Origin of the sequence: Mycobacterium sp. DL, assembly GCF_039729195.1 — a bacterium.
GTDB classification, from domain to species: domain Bacteria; phylum Actinomycetota; class Actinomycetes; order Mycobacteriales; family Mycobacteriaceae; genus Mycobacterium; species Mycobacterium hippocampi_A.
In genome coordinates, this window is record NZ_CP155796.1 from 830,516 (window position 1) to 847,608 (window position 17,093).

The following is a 17,093-nucleotide window of genomic DNA, read 5'->3' on the forward strand; positions in this document are numbered from 1 at the left end:
ATCTTGCGCGAGAGCGCGTGTCTGCACACAACCCACCGCGTCTAGCTGTGCAAAGGTGCGCGCTCGGCGCCCGCGAGGTGAACGGAACTGCCCTCCAGGCGCACGCTCAGTACAGAATCTTGCGGAGGTTCTCCTCGGCGTAGTACTTCTCGAGCTCGTCGAGGCTCATGTCGACGCGCATCGCTTGGGCCAGTTGCGCGACGCTCGGGACCGCTTCCGGGGTCCAGGTCTCCGGCCGCCACGCGTCTGACCTCAGGAAGGCCTTGGCGCAGTGGAAGAACACCTCCTCGACGTCGATCTGCAGGGCCAGAATGGGGCGCTTGCCCTGTATCGCCATCTCATCGAAGTAGTCGGCGTCGGCGAAGATGCGGGCAGTCCCGTTGATCCGCATCGTGTCGCCGCGTCCGGGAATGACAAAGAGCGTCCCGACATGTGGGCGTTCCAGCACGTTGAGGTAGCCGTCCACCCGTTTGTTGCCCGGCCGTTCCGGGATCGCGATCGTCGTCTCGTCGAGGATGTGCACAAAACCTGCCGGGTCGCCCTTCGGGGAGACGTCGACGCGACCGCGCGCATCGGTGGTCGCGACGAACCCCAGCGGCGAATGTGCGAGCCAGTGCTGATGGACGGCGGACAGGCGGTCACCCACCTTGTTCGCCACATAGGGTTTCGGATACCCGACGATCTCGCGGAGCTCGTCGACAGAAGTCACTTCTCGGCTCATGCCACCATCATGCGCGACGGCGCCGGGCGTGGGGGAGCTACCGGGGCGCCGAGCCGAACATCCGCATGAGCTCCCGACGGTCGACCTTGCCGATGCCTTTGCGCGGCAGCGTGTCGACGATGTGCACCTCGCGTGGTGCGGCGGTCGACGGCAGCGAACCGGAGACGTGAGAACGCAGCTGGGCCACTGTGATCGTCGTGGCAGGCTCGAGTACGACGGCGGCCACCACCCGCTGGCCGAGCCGTTCGTCGGCGACACCGAACACCGCGCACTCGGCCACCGCGGGATGGGTCGCCAGCGCAGCCTCGACCAACCCGGGCAGCACGGTGAGCCCGCCAGTGCTGATCGCATCGTCGACGCGGCCGAGGATCGACAGGATTCCCGAGTCGTCGATCGCGCCGACGTCGTCGGTGCGGAACCAGCCGGGCTCGACGAACGGATCGGGAACCACGGGGTTGCGGTAGCCGGCGGCGACGGTCGGGCCGCCGAGGGAGATCCGGCCCCCGGCGTCCACGGTCACCTCGACGCCGTCCAGCGGACGGCCGTCGTACACGCAGCCCCCGGCCGTCTCGCTCATCCCGTACGTCCGGACCACCGAAACACCCTCGGCTGCAGCTCTTTCCGCGATGCCCGCCGGCATCGGGCCACCCCCGATCAGCACAGCGTCCAGCTCGGCCAGTGCGGCAGCGGCAGATCGATCCCGCAGCGCCTTGTCCAGCTGCGCCGCCACCAGGGATGCGTACCGTCGGCCCGGGCCCAACGAGGCGACTGCGGCGACCAGATCGGCTGCGTCGAAGGCCGCCGGCACCGCGACGGGATCGGTGCCCGCCACCACGCTGCGGACGAGCACCTGGAAGCCGGCCACGTGGTAGGCGGGCAGCGCCAGCAGCCAGCGGCCGGTCCCACCGAGCCGGTGGTGTGTGGCTTCGGCGCTGGCCAGCAGTGCCGAGCCCGTCAGCAGCGCGCCTTTGGGGGTTCCGGTCGTCCCCGAGGTCGACAGCACCACGGCAACGTCGTCGTCGATCTCCTCGCCGGCACGCAGAGCCCGTGTCAGCAGCGACGTCTGATCGGTGTCGTCAGCAGGAACCGGCAGCACGCAGACGCGGCCCTCGAGAACGTCGCCGACGACGGGCAGCACCGACAGTGCTGCGGCGCCGGAAGGGATGCCGACCGGACGAAGGATGGCTATCGCTGACCTCCACATCACCCGATGCCGACGGGACCTTCGGCAGCACGATAGTAGCTCCCGGCCGCCGGTTGAACGGCAGATGAAGACCTTGCCCGATCTGGTGAAATGACGGTTCGCGGGCTACCCGTCGCGACGTCGGGCCCGCAGAATCGACTGCATGGCTGCGCGCGTCATCGACAACGTCGTCTCCTGGCTGAACGAGGGTTATCCGCATGGGATTCCTCAGCAGGACTACTTCCCGTTGCTCGCACTGCTGGCCCGGTCACTGTCCGACGACGACGTCGTCACCGTCGCGCAGGCCGTGATGCGGGGCGCCGATTCGGATTCCGTGTCGCCCCATGAGGTCCGGGCCGCGCTGCACGTGGTGACCGACTGGGACCCCGATACCGAGGAGTTCGAACGGGTCGCCTCGCGGCTCGCGTCGGTCGGCTGGTCGCTGACGGCGTCCGCGCGCTGACCGATGAGCAGCGTCCCCAGACCCTGACAAGTCGGGGGTTTTCCCCGATTCAGTGTCGCCGGTCGATCACTAGTTTGTGGTGATCGGGTCGAACGGCGAAGGGGGAAACATGATCACGGTCATTCGGGGTTTGGCGGCCGGCACCATGCTGGCGGCCGCTGCCGTCGCGTTGGCGGCTCCGGCAGCAGCTCAACCATTGGAGGGGATGTACTCGATCACCGTCACGAACGGAGCGGGGATCGTCGAGAACGGGGCCAAAGAAGGGGCGTTCGTCTCGCCGTGCGGCCCGGACTGCAGCCGGTTCGTCACGTCGGGGTGGTCGACAGATGCTCGCCTGCAGGGCAATACGTGGAGCGGTGTCACCACGGCCGGCCTCATTCTGTCGTTCGACAAGGATTCTCTTGCCGGGACGATGGTGAAGGGCCCCCAGGTCGTGGGCGTGCAGCTGATCAAGGTCGGCTGACCCGCGTCGATCTAGTCGCGGGTGTCGCGGCGCAGCGGGTGATCCCGAGGGATCTGCACGAAGATCAGCTTCACTCCGTCGGGGTCGAGGACGTGCATCTCGTGCAGCCCCCACGGTTCGCGGCGGGCTTCACGGGCGATGTCGACTCCGCGGCCCTGCAGCTCGGCCTGTGTCGCCTCGAGGTCGCGTACCTGCAGCCACAGCGCGCCGGGGAACGGCGGGGAGCCGGCATCGGGGGCACCGTGGCCGGCGAGCTCGATCAGCGACTGCCCGGCGTAGAAGACGGTGCCCGCGCCGTACTCGCGGGCGATCGCCAGACCGATGCCGTCGCGGTAGAACTCCAGGGACCGTTGGTAATCAGCCGGCCGGAACAACACTCGGCTGGCCAGGATCTCCATGAACCGTGTTTATCACGGGTGTCAGCCGATCCGGCGGCCGGTGCCTGCCCAGTACGGGTCGCGGAGCGCGCGCTTGAGCACCTTGCCGCTCGGCGTGCGGGGCAGCGCCTCGACGAAGTCGACGGTCTTGGGGAGTTTGTATCCGCCGAGCCGCTCCCGGGCGAACCCGATGAGGTCGGCCTCGCGCAGTGTTGCCCCCGCGGCGGGCACGACGACGGCCTTGACCGCTTCGCCCCATCTGGTGTCGGGCACCCCGATGACGGCGGCGTCGGCGACGCCGGGATGGGTCATCAGAACGTTCTCGACCTCGACCGGGTACACGTTCTCGCCGCCGGAGACGATCATGTCCTTGATCCGGTCCTGCAGATAGACGTAGCCGTCGGCGTCGACGTATCCCGCGTCGCCGGTCCGCAACCACCCGTCCGCGGTGAGTGTCGCCGCGGTCGCGTCGGGGTTGTTCCAGTAGCCGACCATGTTCTGCTCCGACCGGGTCCACAGCTCGCCGACCACGCCGTGGGCGACCTCGGCACCGTCGTCGTCCACGACACGAACCTGCACCCAGGGGTACGGCCTGCCGCACGAACGCAGGAGTTCGGGCCGGTGGTCGTCGCCGTCGAGTTGGGTGATCGATCCTGTCGTCTCGGTCATGCCGTAAACCTGAGCGAACACCCCGCCGAAGCGGTCGATTCCGCGGACCAGCACGTCGTCGCTGATCGGTGACGCGCCATAGACGATCACCCGCAGATTCGAGAAGTCGCATGCCTCGACGCCCGGGGTGTCGAGCAGGAACGCGATGACGGCGGGCACCAGCAGCAGGTTCGTCACGCGGTGACGGGTGATGGCGTCCAGGATCGCCGTCGGGTCGACATCGGGCAGCACCACGGTCACCGCGCCCTGCCACAGGCCGGCGAACGCCCATCCGGAGCCGGCCATGTGGAACAGCGGCATCACAGCCAGGCTGACGGCGTCGGCGCTGAACTGCCACGGCTCGGCCACCCCGGCGGTCTTGGCGCGGTAGTTGGTGTTGCTGAGCATGACGCCCTTCGGCAGCCCGGTGGTGCCCGAGGTGTACATCAGGAACACCAGGTCGTCGGGCCCGGTCCGAACGTCGGGGTCGACGGCGGGATGGGTGGCCACCCAGTCGCCGAACGCCGGCCAGCGAGGGTGGCTCCCGATCGCGATGACCTCGGCGCTCAGCTCGGCCTCGATGGCTTCGACGTGGCCGAAGAACTCCTCGCCGACCACCACCAGGAGGGCTCCGGAGTCGTTGACGATGTGCGCCATCTCGGGTGCGGCCAGTCGCCAGTTGACCGGTACGCCGACCGCGCCGAGCTTGGCCAGACCAAAAGCCACGTCGAAGAACTCGGCGCCGTTGCGCTCGATGAACGCCACCCGGTCGCCGAACCCGACGCCGGCCCGGGCGAACGCCTGCGCGGCTCGGCTGGACCGCGCGTCGAGCTCGCCGAAGGTGATGGTGTGCTCACCGACGATCAGCGCGGGAGTGTCGGGGCGATCGCGGCCGTGCACCCGGACGATGTCGGCCAGGCCGGCGATCCCAGGGGCCGTCATCAGTCTCGGGGCTGCATCCGTTGACGTTTCATGATCGTGTCGACCGCGGCGGGGGCGATGCTGTTGATCGCGTGGGCGGTGACGGCGATCCGCGGCGCGATGCTGACCGGACGGTGCCGCGCGGCGGTGACCATCCAGTCGGCCGCTTCGTCCGCCGACAGCCCGGGCAATCCGTCGTAGGCGCGCGTCGGGGCGATCATCGGGGTCTTCACCAGCGGGTAGTACAGGGTCGTCGAGTGCACGCCCTGGTCGCTCCACTCGGTTTCGATGATGCGGCTGATCGACGACAGCGCCGCCTTCGACGCGTTGTAGGCGCCGAACAGCGGCGTCGACTCGGTTTTCACGCCCCAGGTGGACACGTTGATGATGTGGCCGTCGCCGCGCGCGAGCATGCCCGGCGCAAGTCCGCGGATCAGCCGCAGCGGCGAGTAGTAGTTGAGGGTCATGGTGCGTTCGACGTCATGCCAGCGGTCCAGCGATTCGACCAGCGGCCGGCGGATGGATCGGCCGGCGTTGTTGACCAGGATGTCGATCCCGCCGAGCTCGGCCTCCACGCCTGCGACCAGTGCATCCACCGCGCCGAGATCGGACAGGTCACAGGCGTGTGCCCGGGCGTCCCCGCCGGCCTCGTTGATGCGTGCGACGACGGCGTCGAGCAGTTCGCCGCGCCGGGCGACCACCACCACCGTGGCGCCGCGGCGGGCGAGCTTGCCGGCGGCCGCTTCCCCGATGCCCGAGGAGGCGCCGGTCAGCAGGATCCGCTTGCCTTCGAGGTCGACGACCTCGCGGTTGGGTCGGTACTGCAGCAGCGTCGGCAGTAGGGGCGGTCGCATGCTGGTCAGCACGACCTGGTCGGCCAACCGCCGCAGCGGGTTCCTAGTCACGCCGAAACTGTATTCCACGCGGGTTTGTCTCGAATTTCCGCGCGTGGAATACAGTTTCGGCGGGTCTAGAAGTAGCGCGGGAACGGCGTCCAATCGGGGTCGCGCTTCTGCAGGAACGAATCCCGGCCCTCGACCGCCTCGTCGGTCATGTACGCCAGTCGCGTCGCCTCGCCGGCGAACAGTTGCTGGCCCACCAAGCCGTCGTCGGGCAGGTTGAAGGCGTACTTCAACATCCTGATCGCCTGCGGCGACTTGCCATTGATCTCCGAAGCCCATTGCAGCGCAACATTTTCCAACTCGGCATGGTCGGCGACCTCGTTGACCGCGCCCATCGCGTGCATCTGTTCGGCGGTGTAGGTGCGGCCCAGGAAGAAGATCTCGCGGGCGAACTTCTGGCCAGTCTGAGTCGCCAGGTAGGCGCTGCCGAAGCCGCCGTCGAACGAACCGACATCGGCGTCGGTCTGCTTGAACCGGGCGTGCTCGCGGCTGGCGAGGGTCAGGTCGCACACCACGTGCAACGAGTGCCCGCCACCGGCTGCCCAGCCGTTGACCAGGCAGATGACGGGCTTGGGCATGAACCGGATCAGTCTTTGCACCTCGAGGATGTGCAGCCGACCGGCCCGCGCCGGGTCCACCGACTCGGCGTTGTCGCCGGAGGCGTACTGGTAGCCGCTGCGGCCGCGGATGCGCTGGTCACCGCCCGAGCAGAACGCCCATCCGCCGTCCTTCGGCGACGGCCCGTTGCCGGTCAGCAGGACGACGCCGACATCGGAGGACATCCGGGCGTGGTCGAGGACGCGGTAGAGCTCGTCGACGGTGTGTGGCCGGAACGCGTTGCGCACCTCCGGCCGGTCGAACGCCACCCGCACCGTCGGCTGGCTGACGTGGCGGTGGTAGGTGATGTCGGTCAGGTCCTCGAAGCCGGCAACCGGCCCCCAGAGGCCGGCGTCGAACGGATTGCTCGCGGGGTCGGTCACGGGGTCACACGCTATCGAAGCGGAACACCGAGCAGCGGCCGGCCAGCGCTTCGAACTCGTCGGGGTTCGGGCCCGTCACCAGACCCGCGTTCTTCATGAAGCTCACACCCGTCGGGACGAGAACCGGGAACTGTCGAAGCAGCGGGCGGGCCTGCTCGGCGGTCAACTCCGTCATCCTGATCGGTTCGCGCACCCTGCCGCGGACCAGGACGGCATCGGGATCGGCCTGCGCATTGCGCACCCAGTCCGCGCCCGGGAACCCGCCGACGACGTAACGCTGTCCTTCCACCTCGAACGGGGTGATCGGCGTCGACCGCGGCTGACCCGACTTCCGACCGGTCACCGTCAACACCAGCGGACCGTCCTTCATCAGGCCGGTCTTCATCGCGGCCATCAGGACCTTGTTCATCGGTTTGAGCCACCACGGCGGTTTCGGATCGGCCATACGTTCAAGTGTGCCGTCACACACCGTGCGCACGAAGCGCCGAGACCAGACCGTCTGCACGTTCGGCGGTCGGCAGCGGATCGACGAGGGCAAAACCACAGCCCGACGCGCGGGCACCGCCATCGGCCTCGTCGCTGTCGCCGACCATCAGCGCGTGCTCGCCGGCGACCCCCAGCCGGTCCAGCGTGGTCTGGAAGATCGCCGGATCCGGCTTCACGGCGCCCACCTCGTAGGACAGCACGAACTCGTCGACATCGCCGGCGATGCCGATGCGCTCGAACGCGGGCCGCACGTCGAAGGCGATGTTGGACACCACCGCGGTCTTGAGGCCGCGCTGCCTCAGCTCTGTGAACACGTCCACGGTGTCCGGGTAGGGCGTCCAGCTCGCCGGGTTGATCACGCGGGAGTACAGCGATTCCGCGTGATGGCGGGCCAGCCCGGATTCACGCAGTACATGCAGGTAGGCCTCGCGGTGTAGGTGCGGCGCGAGGTCCCGGTTCACCCACGCGTGCAGCGCCTCCGGAGTCATGTGGACCGACCTGCCGGTGGGCGCGGTGAGCCGTCGCATCAGCTCGGCCTGCACGTGACCGTCGACCTCGCCTTCCAGATCGCCGTCCAGTTGCATGCCGGCGAACCAGCTGTCGTCTTCCTCGAGTCGGAACAGCGTGCCGGAGAAATCGAACATCACAGCCTGGAATTCGGTCACCTCATCATCGTGCCAGGTGTGAAATGCCCGCTAAACGGCTAAATAGGGCCCATGACGTCGTCCGGTTCGGGTCCGCTGCACACCGTCGTGGTGGTTCCGGCGCACAACGAGGCGGCGCACCTACCGGAATGCCTGCGGGCGCTGGCCACTGCCGGGCTCTGCCTTCCCAATCCGGTGTCGATCGTTGTGGTGCTCGACTCGTGCGACGACGGCAGCGACAAGCTGGCCGGTCAGTTCGGCCCCGACGTGCACTTCATCTCGGTCGAGGCAGGAAACGTCGGCGCTGTTCGTGCCGCGGGGTTCGAGTACGCGAAGTCGTTGTGCGGCCAGACCGCGCCCGAGGACATCTGGTATGCCACCACCGACGCCGACAGTGTCGTCGACGCCGACTGGCTGGTGCGGATGGTCGGTCGTGACGACGCGGACATGGTGCTCGGAGTGGTCCGGGTGTCGAACTGGCGGAACTTCTCGCCCGCGGTGATCCGCGACTACCTGCGCGGGTATCGGTCCACCGGTCCGGGCCACGATCACGTGCACGGGGCGAACATGGGTTTCCGCGCCGACGCGTACTGGCATGTGGGCGGGTTCCGCGCGCTGGCCACCGGTGAGGATGTCGAGCTCGTCGAACGCTTCGAGGCTGCCGGGCTGACGATTCACCGGGACCGCGCACTGTCGGTGGCGACGTCGGCCCGGGGTGAGGCGCGAGCCCCCGGCGGCTTTGCGCAGCATCTGAAGAGCCTGGCGCGGTCGGCGCAGCAGCCGAAGGCCGGTGCGGGGACGTGACCGCCGCGATGGTGAGCACCTGGCTCGCCGCCGGCGCGCTCGACCTTCCGCTGCCCGGGCGCGGTGACACCGCGCTGCGCTTCAATCGACTGGCGGCACTCGCCGAGTCCGACGTCGTGGGCGGGCGGTTGGCCGAAGCGCACGCCGACGCCGTGGCTATTCTGGCCGAGCTGGATGGCCCGGCCCCGACAGCAGGTCAGCTGTGGGGGGTGTGGGCGGCGGAGTCCCGCGACGCGGTCCTGTGTGCCGACGACGACAACGGGCGTGTCCTGCTCGACGGTACGAAGGTGTGGTGCTCCGGAGCGGGTCTTTGCTCGCATGCACTGGTCACGGCGCGGCTGGCCACGGGGGATCGGGGCCTGTTCGCTGTCGCGCTCGACGAGCATGGCGTCCACCCGCTACCCAGCAGCTGGCGCAACGCCGGCATGGTCGAATCCGACACCCGCTCAGTGCAATTCACGTCGACCCCTGCGGTCGCGGTCGGACGGCCGGGCGAATACCTCACCCGGCCCGGCTTCTGGCACGGCGCCGCCGGGGTGGCGGCCTGCTGGCTGGGCGGGGCGCGTGCGGTGGCGGTGGCGCTGTACGCCCGGGTGGCCGCCGAGACCACCGACGCGCATCTGTTGGCGCACCTGGGTGCGGTCGACGCGGCGCTGGCCGCCGCGGACGCGACGCTGATGTCGGTGGCGCACGAGTTCGATGCGGATCCGTTGAACCGCAAGGGTCGTGCCGAGTTGCTGGCCCGGCGCGCTCGCGCGACGGCGGAGACGGCGGTCGACGAATCGATTCACCGCTCCGCTCGTGCGCTGGGTCCGGCACCGCTGAGTCTGGACGGCGCCCACGCACAGCGGGTGGCGGACCTGTCGATCTACGTTCGTCAGAGCCATGCTGAGCGGGATCTGGAAAGGCTGGGACAGTTGGCGGGCAAATCGTCATGACCATTGTGCAGATGGGCAATTCGGCCCGATTGGCCGCCGCGCCGCTGGGCGACGGCGGCACCCCGACCACCACCTGGCTCGACGCCGGACTGCACCTACCCGAGCTGGACCTGGGTCAGTGCCCGGAGATGGTGGTGGTGGGCGCACACCCCGACGATGAGACGCTGGGCCTCGGCGCGACGGCCGCACTGCTGGCCGAGGCGGGCATCCGAGTGCAGATCGTCTCCGCCAGCGACGGTGGCGCAGCGCACCCGAATCAGTCTCTGCTGCAGCGCTTCGAGCTGGAACGCATCCGCCGATCCGAACTGCGCAGCGCCGCCGGAGTGCTCGGCCTGAATGCACCGATCTGCCTGGGACTGCCCGACGGCCAGATCGCCGAGCACGAGGATCGGCTGGCCGACCTGCTGACCGAGGTGCTGGCCACCAAGCCTGTCGGGACCTGGTGTGCGGCAACCTGGCGCGGTGACGGTCACCCCGACCACGAGGCGGTCGGCCGTGCGGCTGCCGCTGCCGCCGAACACACCGGCGCAGTGCTGATGGAGTATCCGGTCTGGATGTGGCACTGGGCACTGCCCGGCGACGCGGCGGTGCCGTGGGACCGCGCGTACGCCGCCCCGCTGACCCGGTCCGCGATCGAGCGCAAGAACGAAGCGGCGCAGACCTTTGGCAGCCAATTCGTGCCCCCGGCCCCCGGCGCTGGGCCGGTGCTGCCGCCGTTCGTGCTGAGCAGGCTGCTCGCCGTGGGGGAGGTGCTCTTCCGCTGACTCCCCGACTTCCCGACAGCTACTTCGACGACATGTACGCCCAGGCCGCGGATCCCTGGCAACTGGAGTCGCGGTGGTACGAACAGCGCAAGTATGCGATCACCATGGCGCTGCTGCCGTATCAGCGTTACCGGCACGCATTCGAACCGGGCTGTTCGGTGGGCGTGCTCACCGCGAAGCTCCTCGACCGCTGTGATCACGTGACCAGCACCGACATCAGCGTCGGCGCACTGGACGCGACGAACGGCCGGCTGACGATCGGCGGGGTCAGGGAGCGGGCGACGTTGCTGCGCGGCTCCATCGACCAGCCCTGGCCCGCGGGACCGTTTGATCTGGTGGTGTTGTCGGAGGTGTGCTACTACCTGCAGCCTGAGGTGCTCCGCGGGTTGCTCGACCGCGAGGTTCCCAGGCTGGCTCCGACCGCGACGGTCGTGGCGGCACACTGGCGTCACCGGGTCGAGGACTACCCAATGGACGGGGACCGCGCCAACGACATCATCGGCGCGACAGCGGGTCTGCACCACATCGGCGTGTATCGGGACGCCGACGTCGTCATCGATGTGTTCGACCGCGCCGGCGGCGCATCGGTTGCCGCACGCACCGCGGTGCCCGGGGCCTAGCTGCTCCTGGCCTGTGAGGCTTTGTCCTGCAACACGTCGCGTTCGCGCGTGTTGTCGGCCAGCGCGGCGGCTCGGTCGAACTCGGTTGCCGCAGCGGCGGTCCGGCCGAGCCTGAACAGCAGCTCCCCCCGCACGCTCGGCAGCAGATGTGAACCCTCGAGACCGGTGATCCCGTCGATGATCTGCAGCGCCGCAGAGGGGCCGGTCGCCGGGTCGGCCATGGCGACGGCGATCGCCCGGTTGAGTTCGACCACGGGTGAGGGTGTGAGTTGCAGCAGCGCGTCGTACAGCGACACGATGCGCGGCCAGTCGGTGTCGTCGGCGGTCGGGGCGACGGCGTGACATTCGGCGAGCGCGGCCTGAAGCGAGTAGTGTCCCCAGCCGATTCGGTTGCGGTGCAATATGTCAGAGGCGCGCTGGAGTGCGGCGACACCACGCTGGATCTGACCCCGATCCCATCGGGTGCGGTTCTGGTTCTCGAGCATGATCGGTGTGCCATCACGGTCGGTGCGGGCCTGCAGGCGCGACGACTGGAACTCCATCAGCGCCACCAGTCCGTGGACCTCGGCCTCGTCGGGCGTCAGTGCCGCCAGCGAACGACCGAGACGCAGTGCCTCACTGCACAATTCGTCTCGAGTCCAGCGCTCGCCGGCGGAGGCGGCGTACCCTTCGTTGAAGATCAGGTAGATGACGGCGAGCACCGAGGTCAGCCGCTGCGAGTAGGCCGAGCGGTCGGGGACGTCGAAAGGCACTCCCGTCAAGGCCTTTTTGGCGCGCACGATGCGCTGCGCGACGGTGGCGGTGGGAACCAGGAACGCCTTGGCGATCTCCTCGGTGGTCAGGCCCCCGACGATCCGCAGCGTCAGCGCGACCTGGTTCTCCCGGGACAGCTTCGGGTGGGCGGACATGAAGATCAGCAGGAGCACGTCGTCGTCGATCTGTTCGGGATCCCACGCATCGTCGACGTGGTTCTCCAGATCGCGGGCCAGTACGGCGTACTTGGCATCGAGGGTGTCCTGCCTGCGCCACTGGTCGATGGCCTTGCGTTTGGCCACAGTGGTCAGCCAGGCGCCGGGATTTCGTGGCACGCCGGTTTTGGGCCACTGCGTGAGGGCGTCGATCAGGGCCTCCTGGGCGACGTCCTCTGCCAGGCCGACGTCTCCCACCGCGCGGGTGAGGGTCGCGACGATCTTGGCTGCCTCCATCCGCCAGACCGCGTCGATGGTCTGCTGCAGATCGGGGGTGCTCATCCGATCACCGGCCCAACACCGCGGTGACCGCCGACGTCTCCCACAGGTTGAGGAAGTTCGTCATCATCAGCAGCCGGCTGCGGGCCTGCTCGCTGTCGGCGATCCGAGGGTCGAACCGGTCGTGCGCCGGATCCGGCAGGAGGTTCAGCAGATAACCGGGCACGTCCAGCAGCCACGTCGTGCCCATGATGGCGGCGTAGGTGATGACATATCCCCGCAGCACGGTGGCGTTCAGTTGCGGACCGCCGGCTGCCGCGAACGCGGCCACAAAATGGTCCAGCAGTGTGTCGAAATCGTCGTTCCACATCTGGGTTTCGGCGCTGCACATCGAACCCCAGATGGCCATCGCGACGTTCATCCGCCCGACGCAACCCCAGTCCAGCAGTCCGCACTCGAGGACACCGGCCGCGGGCCGGAACCAGGCGTTGTCGACGTTGGCGTTCCAGTGGCACAGCGCGACGTAGTCCGGGTCGGCCCCCAGGTCGTCCCAGAGGGCGTCAGCCCTGGCCGGTACCAGGGTGACTTCGTCGCGCAGACGCGAAATGAACTCCGGGGAAGCAGTATTCGCAGGCAGCAGTCCGGGATGACGCGCCGCCAGCTCGCCGAGGCGATCCACCCGGTTGCGCAACTGGTCTGCGGTGGGGGCAGGACGCTCGCCGACCGAGAGCGTCCGCATGTCGACCGGGAACTCCATGTCGGTGGCGAGCCGGCCCGCCTTGTCCGTGCCTGCCAGGGTGGCCAGCGCGTGAAGCAGCGCCCGATAGTGCGCCGGCGGGTCGGGCATGGCGTAGTCGGCGCACTTGTCGTAGTGCGGTTCGATCCCGTTGCTGCCGTAGCTGATTCGGTTCGTGATCAACAGTCCCGAGCCGGAGTCGGTGTGGAAGTCTGCGAACAGGCACCTCGGCACCTCGATCGGGAATTCCGGGCCGCGGGTCAGCAGCGCGAAGCGCACTTCGCCGGCCATCTGGCTACGGCCGAAGTCCCGCGCGGGATCGTCGAAATCGCGGGAGAACTTCACGAACAGGTCCCGCGCCAAGTCGGTGGGGTGCCGATAGGTCAGCGACAGCAGTGCCTTTCGGCCCGTGCTACCGCCGCGGAACTCGCTCAGTTGCTCGATGGCGACAACGGCGTTGGCGGCGGGCAGTGCGCCCGAACGGTGGAACGCGTCGGTGAGGAAGTCGACGCCACCGTTGCTCAATGCATCGGCATCGGCGGGGAAGGTCAGGCCGGAATGGTTGCCGACGACCCAACGGTCATCCGCCGGTCCGCCCAGCGAGTCCATGCCAGTGATTCTGCACGGTCGGATCAGACATACCGCGCGCGGCCGGCGAGCGCGCCGGTGACGATCTGCACGACATACACGACGAGGAACATCACCCACGGCACCGTCCAGCCATGGGTCACGTCGTGGAGCAAACCGAACAGGAACGGCCCCGTGCCGGCGAAGAGATAACCCAGCCCCTGCACCATGCCCGACAGTTGCGCGGTGTCCTCGGACGTGCGGGCCCGCAGCGCGATCACCGCGAGCGCGATCGAGAAGGCACCCATACCGACGCCGATGAGCACGCTCCAGAGGACGGGTTGTGCGGCGGGGGCGACCATCACTCCGACGGCGCCGGTGAAGCCCACCACGCCGAGTCCGACGATCCACCAGGTCTGATTGGCGCTGCGCGCCGCCAGCGGTGAGATCACCAACGCCACCGGCACGCCGATCAGAGAGGTGAGGCCGACGAGGAGTCCGGCGTGCAGCTTGTCGACGCCGTTGTCGATGAACACCTGCGGCAGCCACCCCATCACGATGTAGGCCATGAAGGCCTGGCAGCCGAAGAACACGGTGACCGTCCAGGCGACGGGGTTGCGCAGCAGCGAGCGCCGCGGCCCGGCAGATCTGGCATGTTCCGCCCACGCTCCGCGGTGTCGGCGCGCCGCGGGGATCCACACCGCGAGCGCGACGAAGGCGACGACCGCCCATGCGGCCAGCGCGACGCGCCACCCGCCCAGCGGATCTTCCAGGCCAGGGGTCACCGCGGACCCGAGCGCTCCGCCGCCCTGGAGCGCGGCGGTGTAGATGCCGGTCATCAGGCCGATGCGGGCCGGGAACGACCCCTTGATGACGACGGGGATCAGCACGTTGATCAGGGCGATACCGGCGCACGCGACGAAGGTCGCGGCGATCACGACGTGGGGTCCGTCGACGACTCGCGCTGCCAGGCCGATGGTCAGCGCGACCATGGCGGCGGAGATGGTGCGGCCGAGGCCCAGTCGGGTCGACAGCCATGGCGCGGCGAGCCCGGCGGCGGCGAAGCACAGTGCGGGAAGCGTGGTCAGCAGGCCGGCCCAGGTTGCGGATACTCCCAGGTCCGCACGCATGTCGCCGAGCAGCGGTGCCACGCTGGTGACGGCCGGACGCAGGTTGAGTGCGGTGAGCACGACGGCCACGGCGAGCAGCGCGCCCCCGGCCATCGCGGGGACGCGGGGCGCCGTGGCGTCGGGCGGGAGCCCGTCGATCACCGGCTTCTGACTTGGCACCCTGCTACCGTGCCATACATCCCATGATTGGTTGAAAGGACGTCTCTGTGCCGTTGACCACTACTCGGCGTACCGGCCTGGTCGACCAGGTGATCGAGCAGTTGCGGCGTGCGGTCTCCGCCGGCGAGTGGCCGGTCGGTCAACGGATCCCCAACGAGGCGGACCTGGTCGAGTCGCTCGGGGTGGGCCGCAACACCGTGCGTGAGGCGGTCCGGGCACTCGCGCACGCGGGAATCCTCGACGTCCGCCAGGGAGACGGCACGTATGTGCTTGCCACCAGCGAGGTGTCCGGGGCGCTGCGACGGCTCTGCGGCGCGGAGTTGCGGGACGTTCTGCAGGTGCGCCGCGGGTTGGAGGTCGAAGGCGCGCGTCTGGCGGCGGCGAATCGCACCGACTCCGATGTGGCCGAGCTTCGAGGTCTGCTGGCCCGCCGGGATCAGTGCCGGGCAGACGGCGACACCGACGAGTTCGCGCGCGCCGACGCGGCGTTCCACCTCGCTGTGGTGCGCAGCTCACACAACGTGATGCTGACCGAGCTCTACCGGGGTCTCATCGAGGCCATCACCGCAAGTGTGGCGACGACCCATGAGAAGCCGGTGGAGATCGTCGACCACGGGGTGCTGCTCGACCACATCGCCGCCGGCGACGTGGCGCTGGCGGCGTCGACGGCGGGCGCGCTGCTCGACGGCATCCTCGCCGAGCTGGGCGCCTGACAGCGCGAAAGCTAGCCGACGGCGCGGCCCGCGCCCTCCCAGAACTGCTTGCGGACGGCCTTCTTGTCAGGCTTGCCCAATGCGGTGATGGGCACCGAGTCGACGACGACGACCTGCTTGGGCACGTGCACCGAACCTTTGCGCTCCTTCACCGAGGCCTGGACCTCGGCGATCATGGTGGCCACGGCGGCGTCACCCGAATCGGCGTCGGGCCGCAGCACCACCACGGCCGTCACCGCCTCACCCCACTTCTCGTCCGGGGTGCCGATCACGCACACCTGGGCGATCGAAGGGTGTTCGGCCACCACGTCTTCCACCTCGCGCGGGAACACGTTGAAGCCACCGGTGACGATCATGTCCTTGGTGCGATCGACGATGAACCAGAAGCCGTCCTCGTCCTCGCGCGCCAGATCGCCGGTGTGCATCCAGCCGTCCCTGAACGTCTCCGCGGTGGCCTCGGGCAGGTTCCAGTAGCCGCCTGACAGCAGTGGGCCGGACACGCAGATCTCACCCACCTCGCCCTGCGGCACCGGTTGGCCGTCCTCGCCCAGCAGCGCGGTCCTGGCGAACAGCGTCGGCCGTCCGCACGAGGTCAGCCGCTTCTCGTCGTGGTCCTTCTTGGACAGGTAGGTGATGACCATCGGGGCCTCGGACTGCCCGTAGTACTGCGCGAAGATCGGCCCGAAGCGCCGGATCGCCTCTTTGAGCCGCACCGGGTTCATCGCCGACGCGCCGTAGTACACCGTTTCCAGCGAGGACAGATCCCTGGTGTGCGAGTCGGGGTGGTCCATCAGCGCGTAGATCATCGAGGGCACCAGCATCGTCGCGGTGATCTTCTGTTCCTCGATCACGCGCAACACCTCGGCCGGATCGAACTTCGTCAGCACGATCAACTCGCCGCCCTTGACGATCACCGGCGTGAAGAACGCCGCACCGGCATGCGACAGCGGCGTGCACATCAGGAAGCGCGGGTTCTCCGGCCACTCCCACTCGGCCAACTGCACGGTCGTCATCGTCGTGATCGACTGCGTCGTGCCCATGACGCCCTTGGGCTTGCCGGTGGTGCCGCCGGTGTAGGTCAGCCCGCCGATGTTGTCGGGCGCCAGGTCGGCGGCGACCAGCGGCTGGGGCGGGTACTTGGCGGCCTCGGCGCTCAGGTCGACTGCGACATCGGCCAACTCGGACGGCACCGGGCCGATCGTCAGGATCTGCTTGAGCGACGGCACCTTCTCCAGCAGGCCGAGTGCTCGCTCGACGAACATCGGGTTCGGATCGATGATCAGCGACGTGACCTCGGCGTCGGACAGCACGTAGGCGTGATCGTCCAGCGAGCCGAGAGGGTGTAGTGCCGTGCGGCGGAAGCCCTGGGTCTGGCTGGCGCCGATGATCATCAGCACCTCGGGGCGGTTGAGCGAGAGCAGCCCCGAGGCGCTCCCGGTACCGGCGCCCAGCGCCTCGAAGGCCTGAATGTACTGGCTGATGCGGTCGGCGAGCTCGCCTCCGGTCATCGTCGTGTCCCCGAGGAACAGCACGGGCCGGTCCTTGTGCCTCTTCAGCGCGCCGACGGTGAGGTGGCCGGAGTGCAGGGGATGGCGCAGCAGGTTGTCACTCATGCGCTCCAGACTAGAACGTGTTCCAGTTCCAGTCAGCCACTACCGCCGAAACGGTATTCCACGCGGGCCCCACT

General features: G+C 68.7%; 19 protein-coding genes. 7 read left to right on the forward strand and 12 right to left on the reverse strand.

The window, feature by feature from the left end:
• Positions 1 to 106: 106 nt before the first annotated feature.
• Positions 107 to 721, reverse strand: coding sequence for a pyridoxamine 5'-phosphate oxidase family protein (locus tag ABDC78_RS04035; RefSeq protein ID WP_178361457.1), 615 nt, complete (start codon positions 719 to 721; stop codon positions 107 to 109).
• 37 nt (positions 722 to 758) lie between these two features.
• Complete coding sequence (menE, locus tag ABDC78_RS04040) at positions 759 to 1,925, reverse strand: o-succinylbenzoate--CoA ligase (protein WP_178361458.1); 1,167 nt, start codon at positions 1,923 to 1,925, stop codon at positions 759 to 761.
• 142 nt (positions 1,926 to 2,067) lie between these two features.
• On the opposite strand from menE, the gene ABDC78_RS04045 reads away from it, so the two are divergent.
• Together ABDC78_RS04045 and ABDC78_RS04050 are read left to right on the forward strand one after the other, a co-directional pair.
• Positions 2,068 to 2,367: a DUF3349 domain-containing protein gene (locus ABDC78_RS04045; RefSeq protein ID WP_178361459.1), complete on the forward strand. Its 300-nt coding sequence runs from the start codon at positions 2,068 to 2,070 to the stop codon at positions 2,365 to 2,367.
• A 109-nt stretch (positions 2,368 to 2,476) separates the two neighbouring features.
• Positions 2,477 to 2,830 (forward strand): hypothetical protein, encoded by a 354-nt coding sequence (locus ABDC78_RS04050; RefSeq protein WP_178361460.1) that lies wholly within the window; start codon positions 2,477 to 2,479, stop codon positions 2,828 to 2,830.
• 11 nt (positions 2,831 to 2,841) lie between these two features.
• On the opposite strand, the gene ABDC78_RS04055 is transcribed toward ABDC78_RS04050, so the two are convergent.
• From ABDC78_RS04055 to ABDC78_RS04080, 6 genes are all read right to left on the reverse strand, one after another.
• Complete coding sequence (locus tag ABDC78_RS04055; RefSeq protein WP_178361461.1) at positions 2,842 to 3,228, reverse strand: VOC family protein; 387 nt, start codon at positions 3,226 to 3,228, stop codon at positions 2,842 to 2,844.
• Between the two features lie 21 nt (positions 3,229 to 3,249).
• Entirely contained in the window at positions 3,250 to 4,797 is a 1,548-nt protein-coding gene (locus ABDC78_RS04060; RefSeq protein ID WP_178361462.1) for a long-chain-fatty-acid--CoA ligase, read from the reverse strand.
• The gene (locus ABDC78_RS04065; RefSeq protein ID WP_178361463.1) at positions 4,797 to 5,681 is read right to left on the reverse strand and encodes an SDR family oxidoreductase; all 885 of its coding nucleotides are present in this window, start codon (positions 5,679 to 5,681) and stop codon (positions 4,797 to 4,799) included. The genes ABDC78_RS04060 and ABDC78_RS04065 overlap by 1 nt, the downstream gene beginning before the upstream one ends.
• Before the next feature lie 65 nt (positions 5,682 to 5,746).
• Positions 5,747 to 6,658: a 1,4-dihydroxy-2-naphthoyl-CoA synthase gene (locus ABDC78_RS04070; RefSeq protein WP_178361464.1), complete on the reverse strand. Its 912-nt coding sequence runs from the start codon at positions 6,656 to 6,658 to the stop codon at positions 5,747 to 5,749.
• A gap of 4 nt (positions 6,659 to 6,662) precedes the next feature.
• Complete coding sequence (locus tag ABDC78_RS04075; RefSeq protein WP_178361465.1) at positions 6,663 to 7,103, reverse strand: nitroreductase family deazaflavin-dependent oxidoreductase; 441 nt, start codon at positions 7,101 to 7,103, stop codon at positions 6,663 to 6,665.
• 16 nt (positions 7,104 to 7,119) lie between these two features.
• Complete coding sequence (locus tag ABDC78_RS04080) at positions 7,120 to 7,809, reverse strand: HAD-IA family hydrolase (protein ID WP_347133318.1); 690 nt, start codon at positions 7,807 to 7,809, stop codon at positions 7,120 to 7,122.
• 51 nt (positions 7,810 to 7,860) lie between these two features.
• Between ABDC78_RS04080 and ABDC78_RS04085 the strand changes: the two genes are divergently transcribed.
• The 4 genes from ABDC78_RS04085 to ABDC78_RS04100 are packed head-to-tail and all read left to right on the forward strand — an operon-like array spanning position 7,861 to position 10,914.
• Positions 7,861 to 8,592 carry a glycosyltransferase gene (locus ABDC78_RS04085; protein ID WP_178361466.1) on the forward strand — a complete coding sequence of 244 codons (732 nt, stop codon included), beginning with the start codon at positions 7,861 to 7,863 and terminating at the stop codon, positions 8,590 to 8,592.
• Positions 8,589 to 9,530, forward strand: a complete 942-nt coding sequence (locus tag ABDC78_RS04090; protein ID WP_178361467.1) for an acyl-CoA dehydrogenase — start codon at positions 8,589 to 8,591, stop codon at positions 9,528 to 9,530. Before ABDC78_RS04085 ends, ABDC78_RS04090 begins: the two co-directional genes overlap by 4 nt.
• A complete protein-coding gene (locus ABDC78_RS04095; RefSeq protein ID WP_178361468.1) occupies positions 9,527 to 10,294 on the forward strand; it encodes a PIG-L family deacetylase in 768 nt (255 codons plus the stop codon). The genes ABDC78_RS04090 and ABDC78_RS04095 overlap by 4 nt, the downstream gene beginning before the upstream one ends.
• A gap of 32 nt (positions 10,295 to 10,326) precedes the next feature.
• Positions 10,327 to 10,914: an SAM-dependent methyltransferase gene (locus ABDC78_RS04100; protein ID WP_178361469.1), complete on the forward strand. Its 588-nt coding sequence runs from the start codon at positions 10,327 to 10,329 to the stop codon at positions 10,912 to 10,914.
• Here the strand turns inward: ABDC78_RS04100 and ABDC78_RS04105 are convergent.
• The 3 genes from ABDC78_RS04105 to ABDC78_RS04115 are packed head-to-tail and all read right to left on the reverse strand — an operon-like array spanning position 10,911 to position 14,627.
• The gene (locus tag ABDC78_RS04105; protein WP_178361470.1) at positions 10,911 to 12,164 is read right to left on the reverse strand and encodes an RNA polymerase sigma factor; all 1,254 of its coding nucleotides are present in this window, start codon (positions 12,162 to 12,164) and stop codon (positions 10,911 to 10,913) included. The genes ABDC78_RS04100 and ABDC78_RS04105 overlap by 4 nt on opposite strands.
• Positions 12,165 to 12,168: 4 nt before the next feature.
• The gene (locus ABDC78_RS04110) at positions 12,169 to 13,446 is read right to left on the reverse strand and encodes a hypothetical protein (RefSeq protein ID WP_178361471.1); all 1,278 of its coding nucleotides are present in this window, start codon (positions 13,444 to 13,446) and stop codon (positions 12,169 to 12,171) included.
• 23 nt (positions 13,447 to 13,469) lie between these two features.
• Positions 13,470 to 14,627, reverse strand: a complete 1,158-nt coding sequence (locus ABDC78_RS04115) for an MFS transporter (protein ID WP_178361537.1) — start codon at positions 14,625 to 14,627, stop codon at positions 13,470 to 13,472.
• A 113-nt stretch (positions 14,628 to 14,740) separates the two neighbouring features.
• On the opposite strand from ABDC78_RS04115, the gene ABDC78_RS04120 reads away from it, so the two are divergent.
• Positions 14,741 to 15,406, forward strand: a complete 666-nt coding sequence (locus ABDC78_RS04120) for a FadR/GntR family transcriptional regulator (protein WP_178361472.1) — start codon at positions 14,741 to 14,743, stop codon at positions 15,404 to 15,406.
• An 11-nt stretch (positions 15,407 to 15,417) separates the two neighbouring features.
• On the opposite strand, the gene fadD8 is transcribed toward ABDC78_RS04120, so the two are convergent.
• On the reverse strand, positions 15,418 to 17,019 hold the full coding sequence (fadD8, locus tag ABDC78_RS04125; protein WP_178361473.1) for a fatty-acid--CoA ligase FadD8: 1,602 nt from the start codon (positions 17,017 to 17,019) through the stop codon (positions 15,418 to 15,420).
• Positions 17,020 to 17,093 lie beyond the last annotated feature (74 nt).

Bases quoted from the DNA above. Each gene is read 5' to 3' on its own strand.
- ABDC78_RS04100 (WP_178361469.1), top strand. From the start codon at position 10,327: ATGTACGCCCAGGCCGCGGATCCCTGGCAACTGGAGTCGCGGTGGTAC.
- ABDC78_RS04045 (WP_178361459.1), top strand. From the start codon at position 2,068: ATGGCTGCGCGCGTCATCGACAACGTCGTCTCCTGGCTGAACGAGGGT.
- ABDC78_RS04060 (WP_178361462.1), bottom strand. From the start codon at position 4,797: ATGACGGCCCCTGGGATCGCCGGCCTGGCCGACATCGTCCGGGTGCAC.
- ABDC78_RS04075 (WP_178361465.1), bottom strand. From the start codon at position 7,103: ATGGCCGATCCGAAACCGCCGTGGTGGCTCAAACCGATGAACAAGGTC.
- fadD8 (WP_178361473.1), bottom strand. From the start codon at position 17,019: ATGAGTGACAACCTGCTGCGCCATCCCCTGCACTCCGGCCACCTCACC.
- ABDC78_RS04055 (WP_178361461.1), bottom strand. From the start codon at position 3,228: ATGGAGATCCTGGCCAGCCGAGTGTTGTTCCGGCCGGCTGATTACCAA.
- ABDC78_RS04110 (WP_178361471.1), bottom strand. From the start codon at position 13,446: ATGGACTCGCTGGGCGGACCGGCGGATGACCGTTGGGTCGTCGGCAAC.
- ABDC78_RS04050 (WP_178361460.1), top strand. From the start codon at position 2,477: ATGATCACGGTCATTCGGGGTTTGGCGGCCGGCACCATGCTGGCGGCC.
- ABDC78_RS04095 (WP_178361468.1), top strand. From the start codon at position 9,527: ATGACCATTGTGCAGATGGGCAATTCGGCCCGATTGGCCGCCGCGCCG.
- ABDC78_RS04115 (WP_178361537.1), bottom strand. From the start codon at position 14,627: ATGGCCGGGGGCGCGCTGCTCGCCGTGGCCGTCGTGCTCACCGCACTC.
- ABDC78_RS04085 (WP_178361466.1), top strand. From the start codon at position 7,861: ATGACGTCGTCCGGTTCGGGTCCGCTGCACACCGTCGTGGTGGTTCCG.
- menE (WP_178361458.1), bottom strand. From the start codon at position 1,925: ATGTGGAGGTCAGCGATAGCCATCCTTCGTCCGGTCGGCATCCCTTCC.
- ABDC78_RS04035 (WP_178361457.1), bottom strand. From the start codon at position 721: ATGAGCCGAGAAGTGACTTCTGTCGACGAGCTCCGCGAGATCGTCGGG.
- ABDC78_RS04105 (WP_178361470.1), bottom strand. From the start codon at position 12,164: ATGAGCACCCCCGATCTGCAGCAGACCATCGACGCGGTCTGGCGGATG.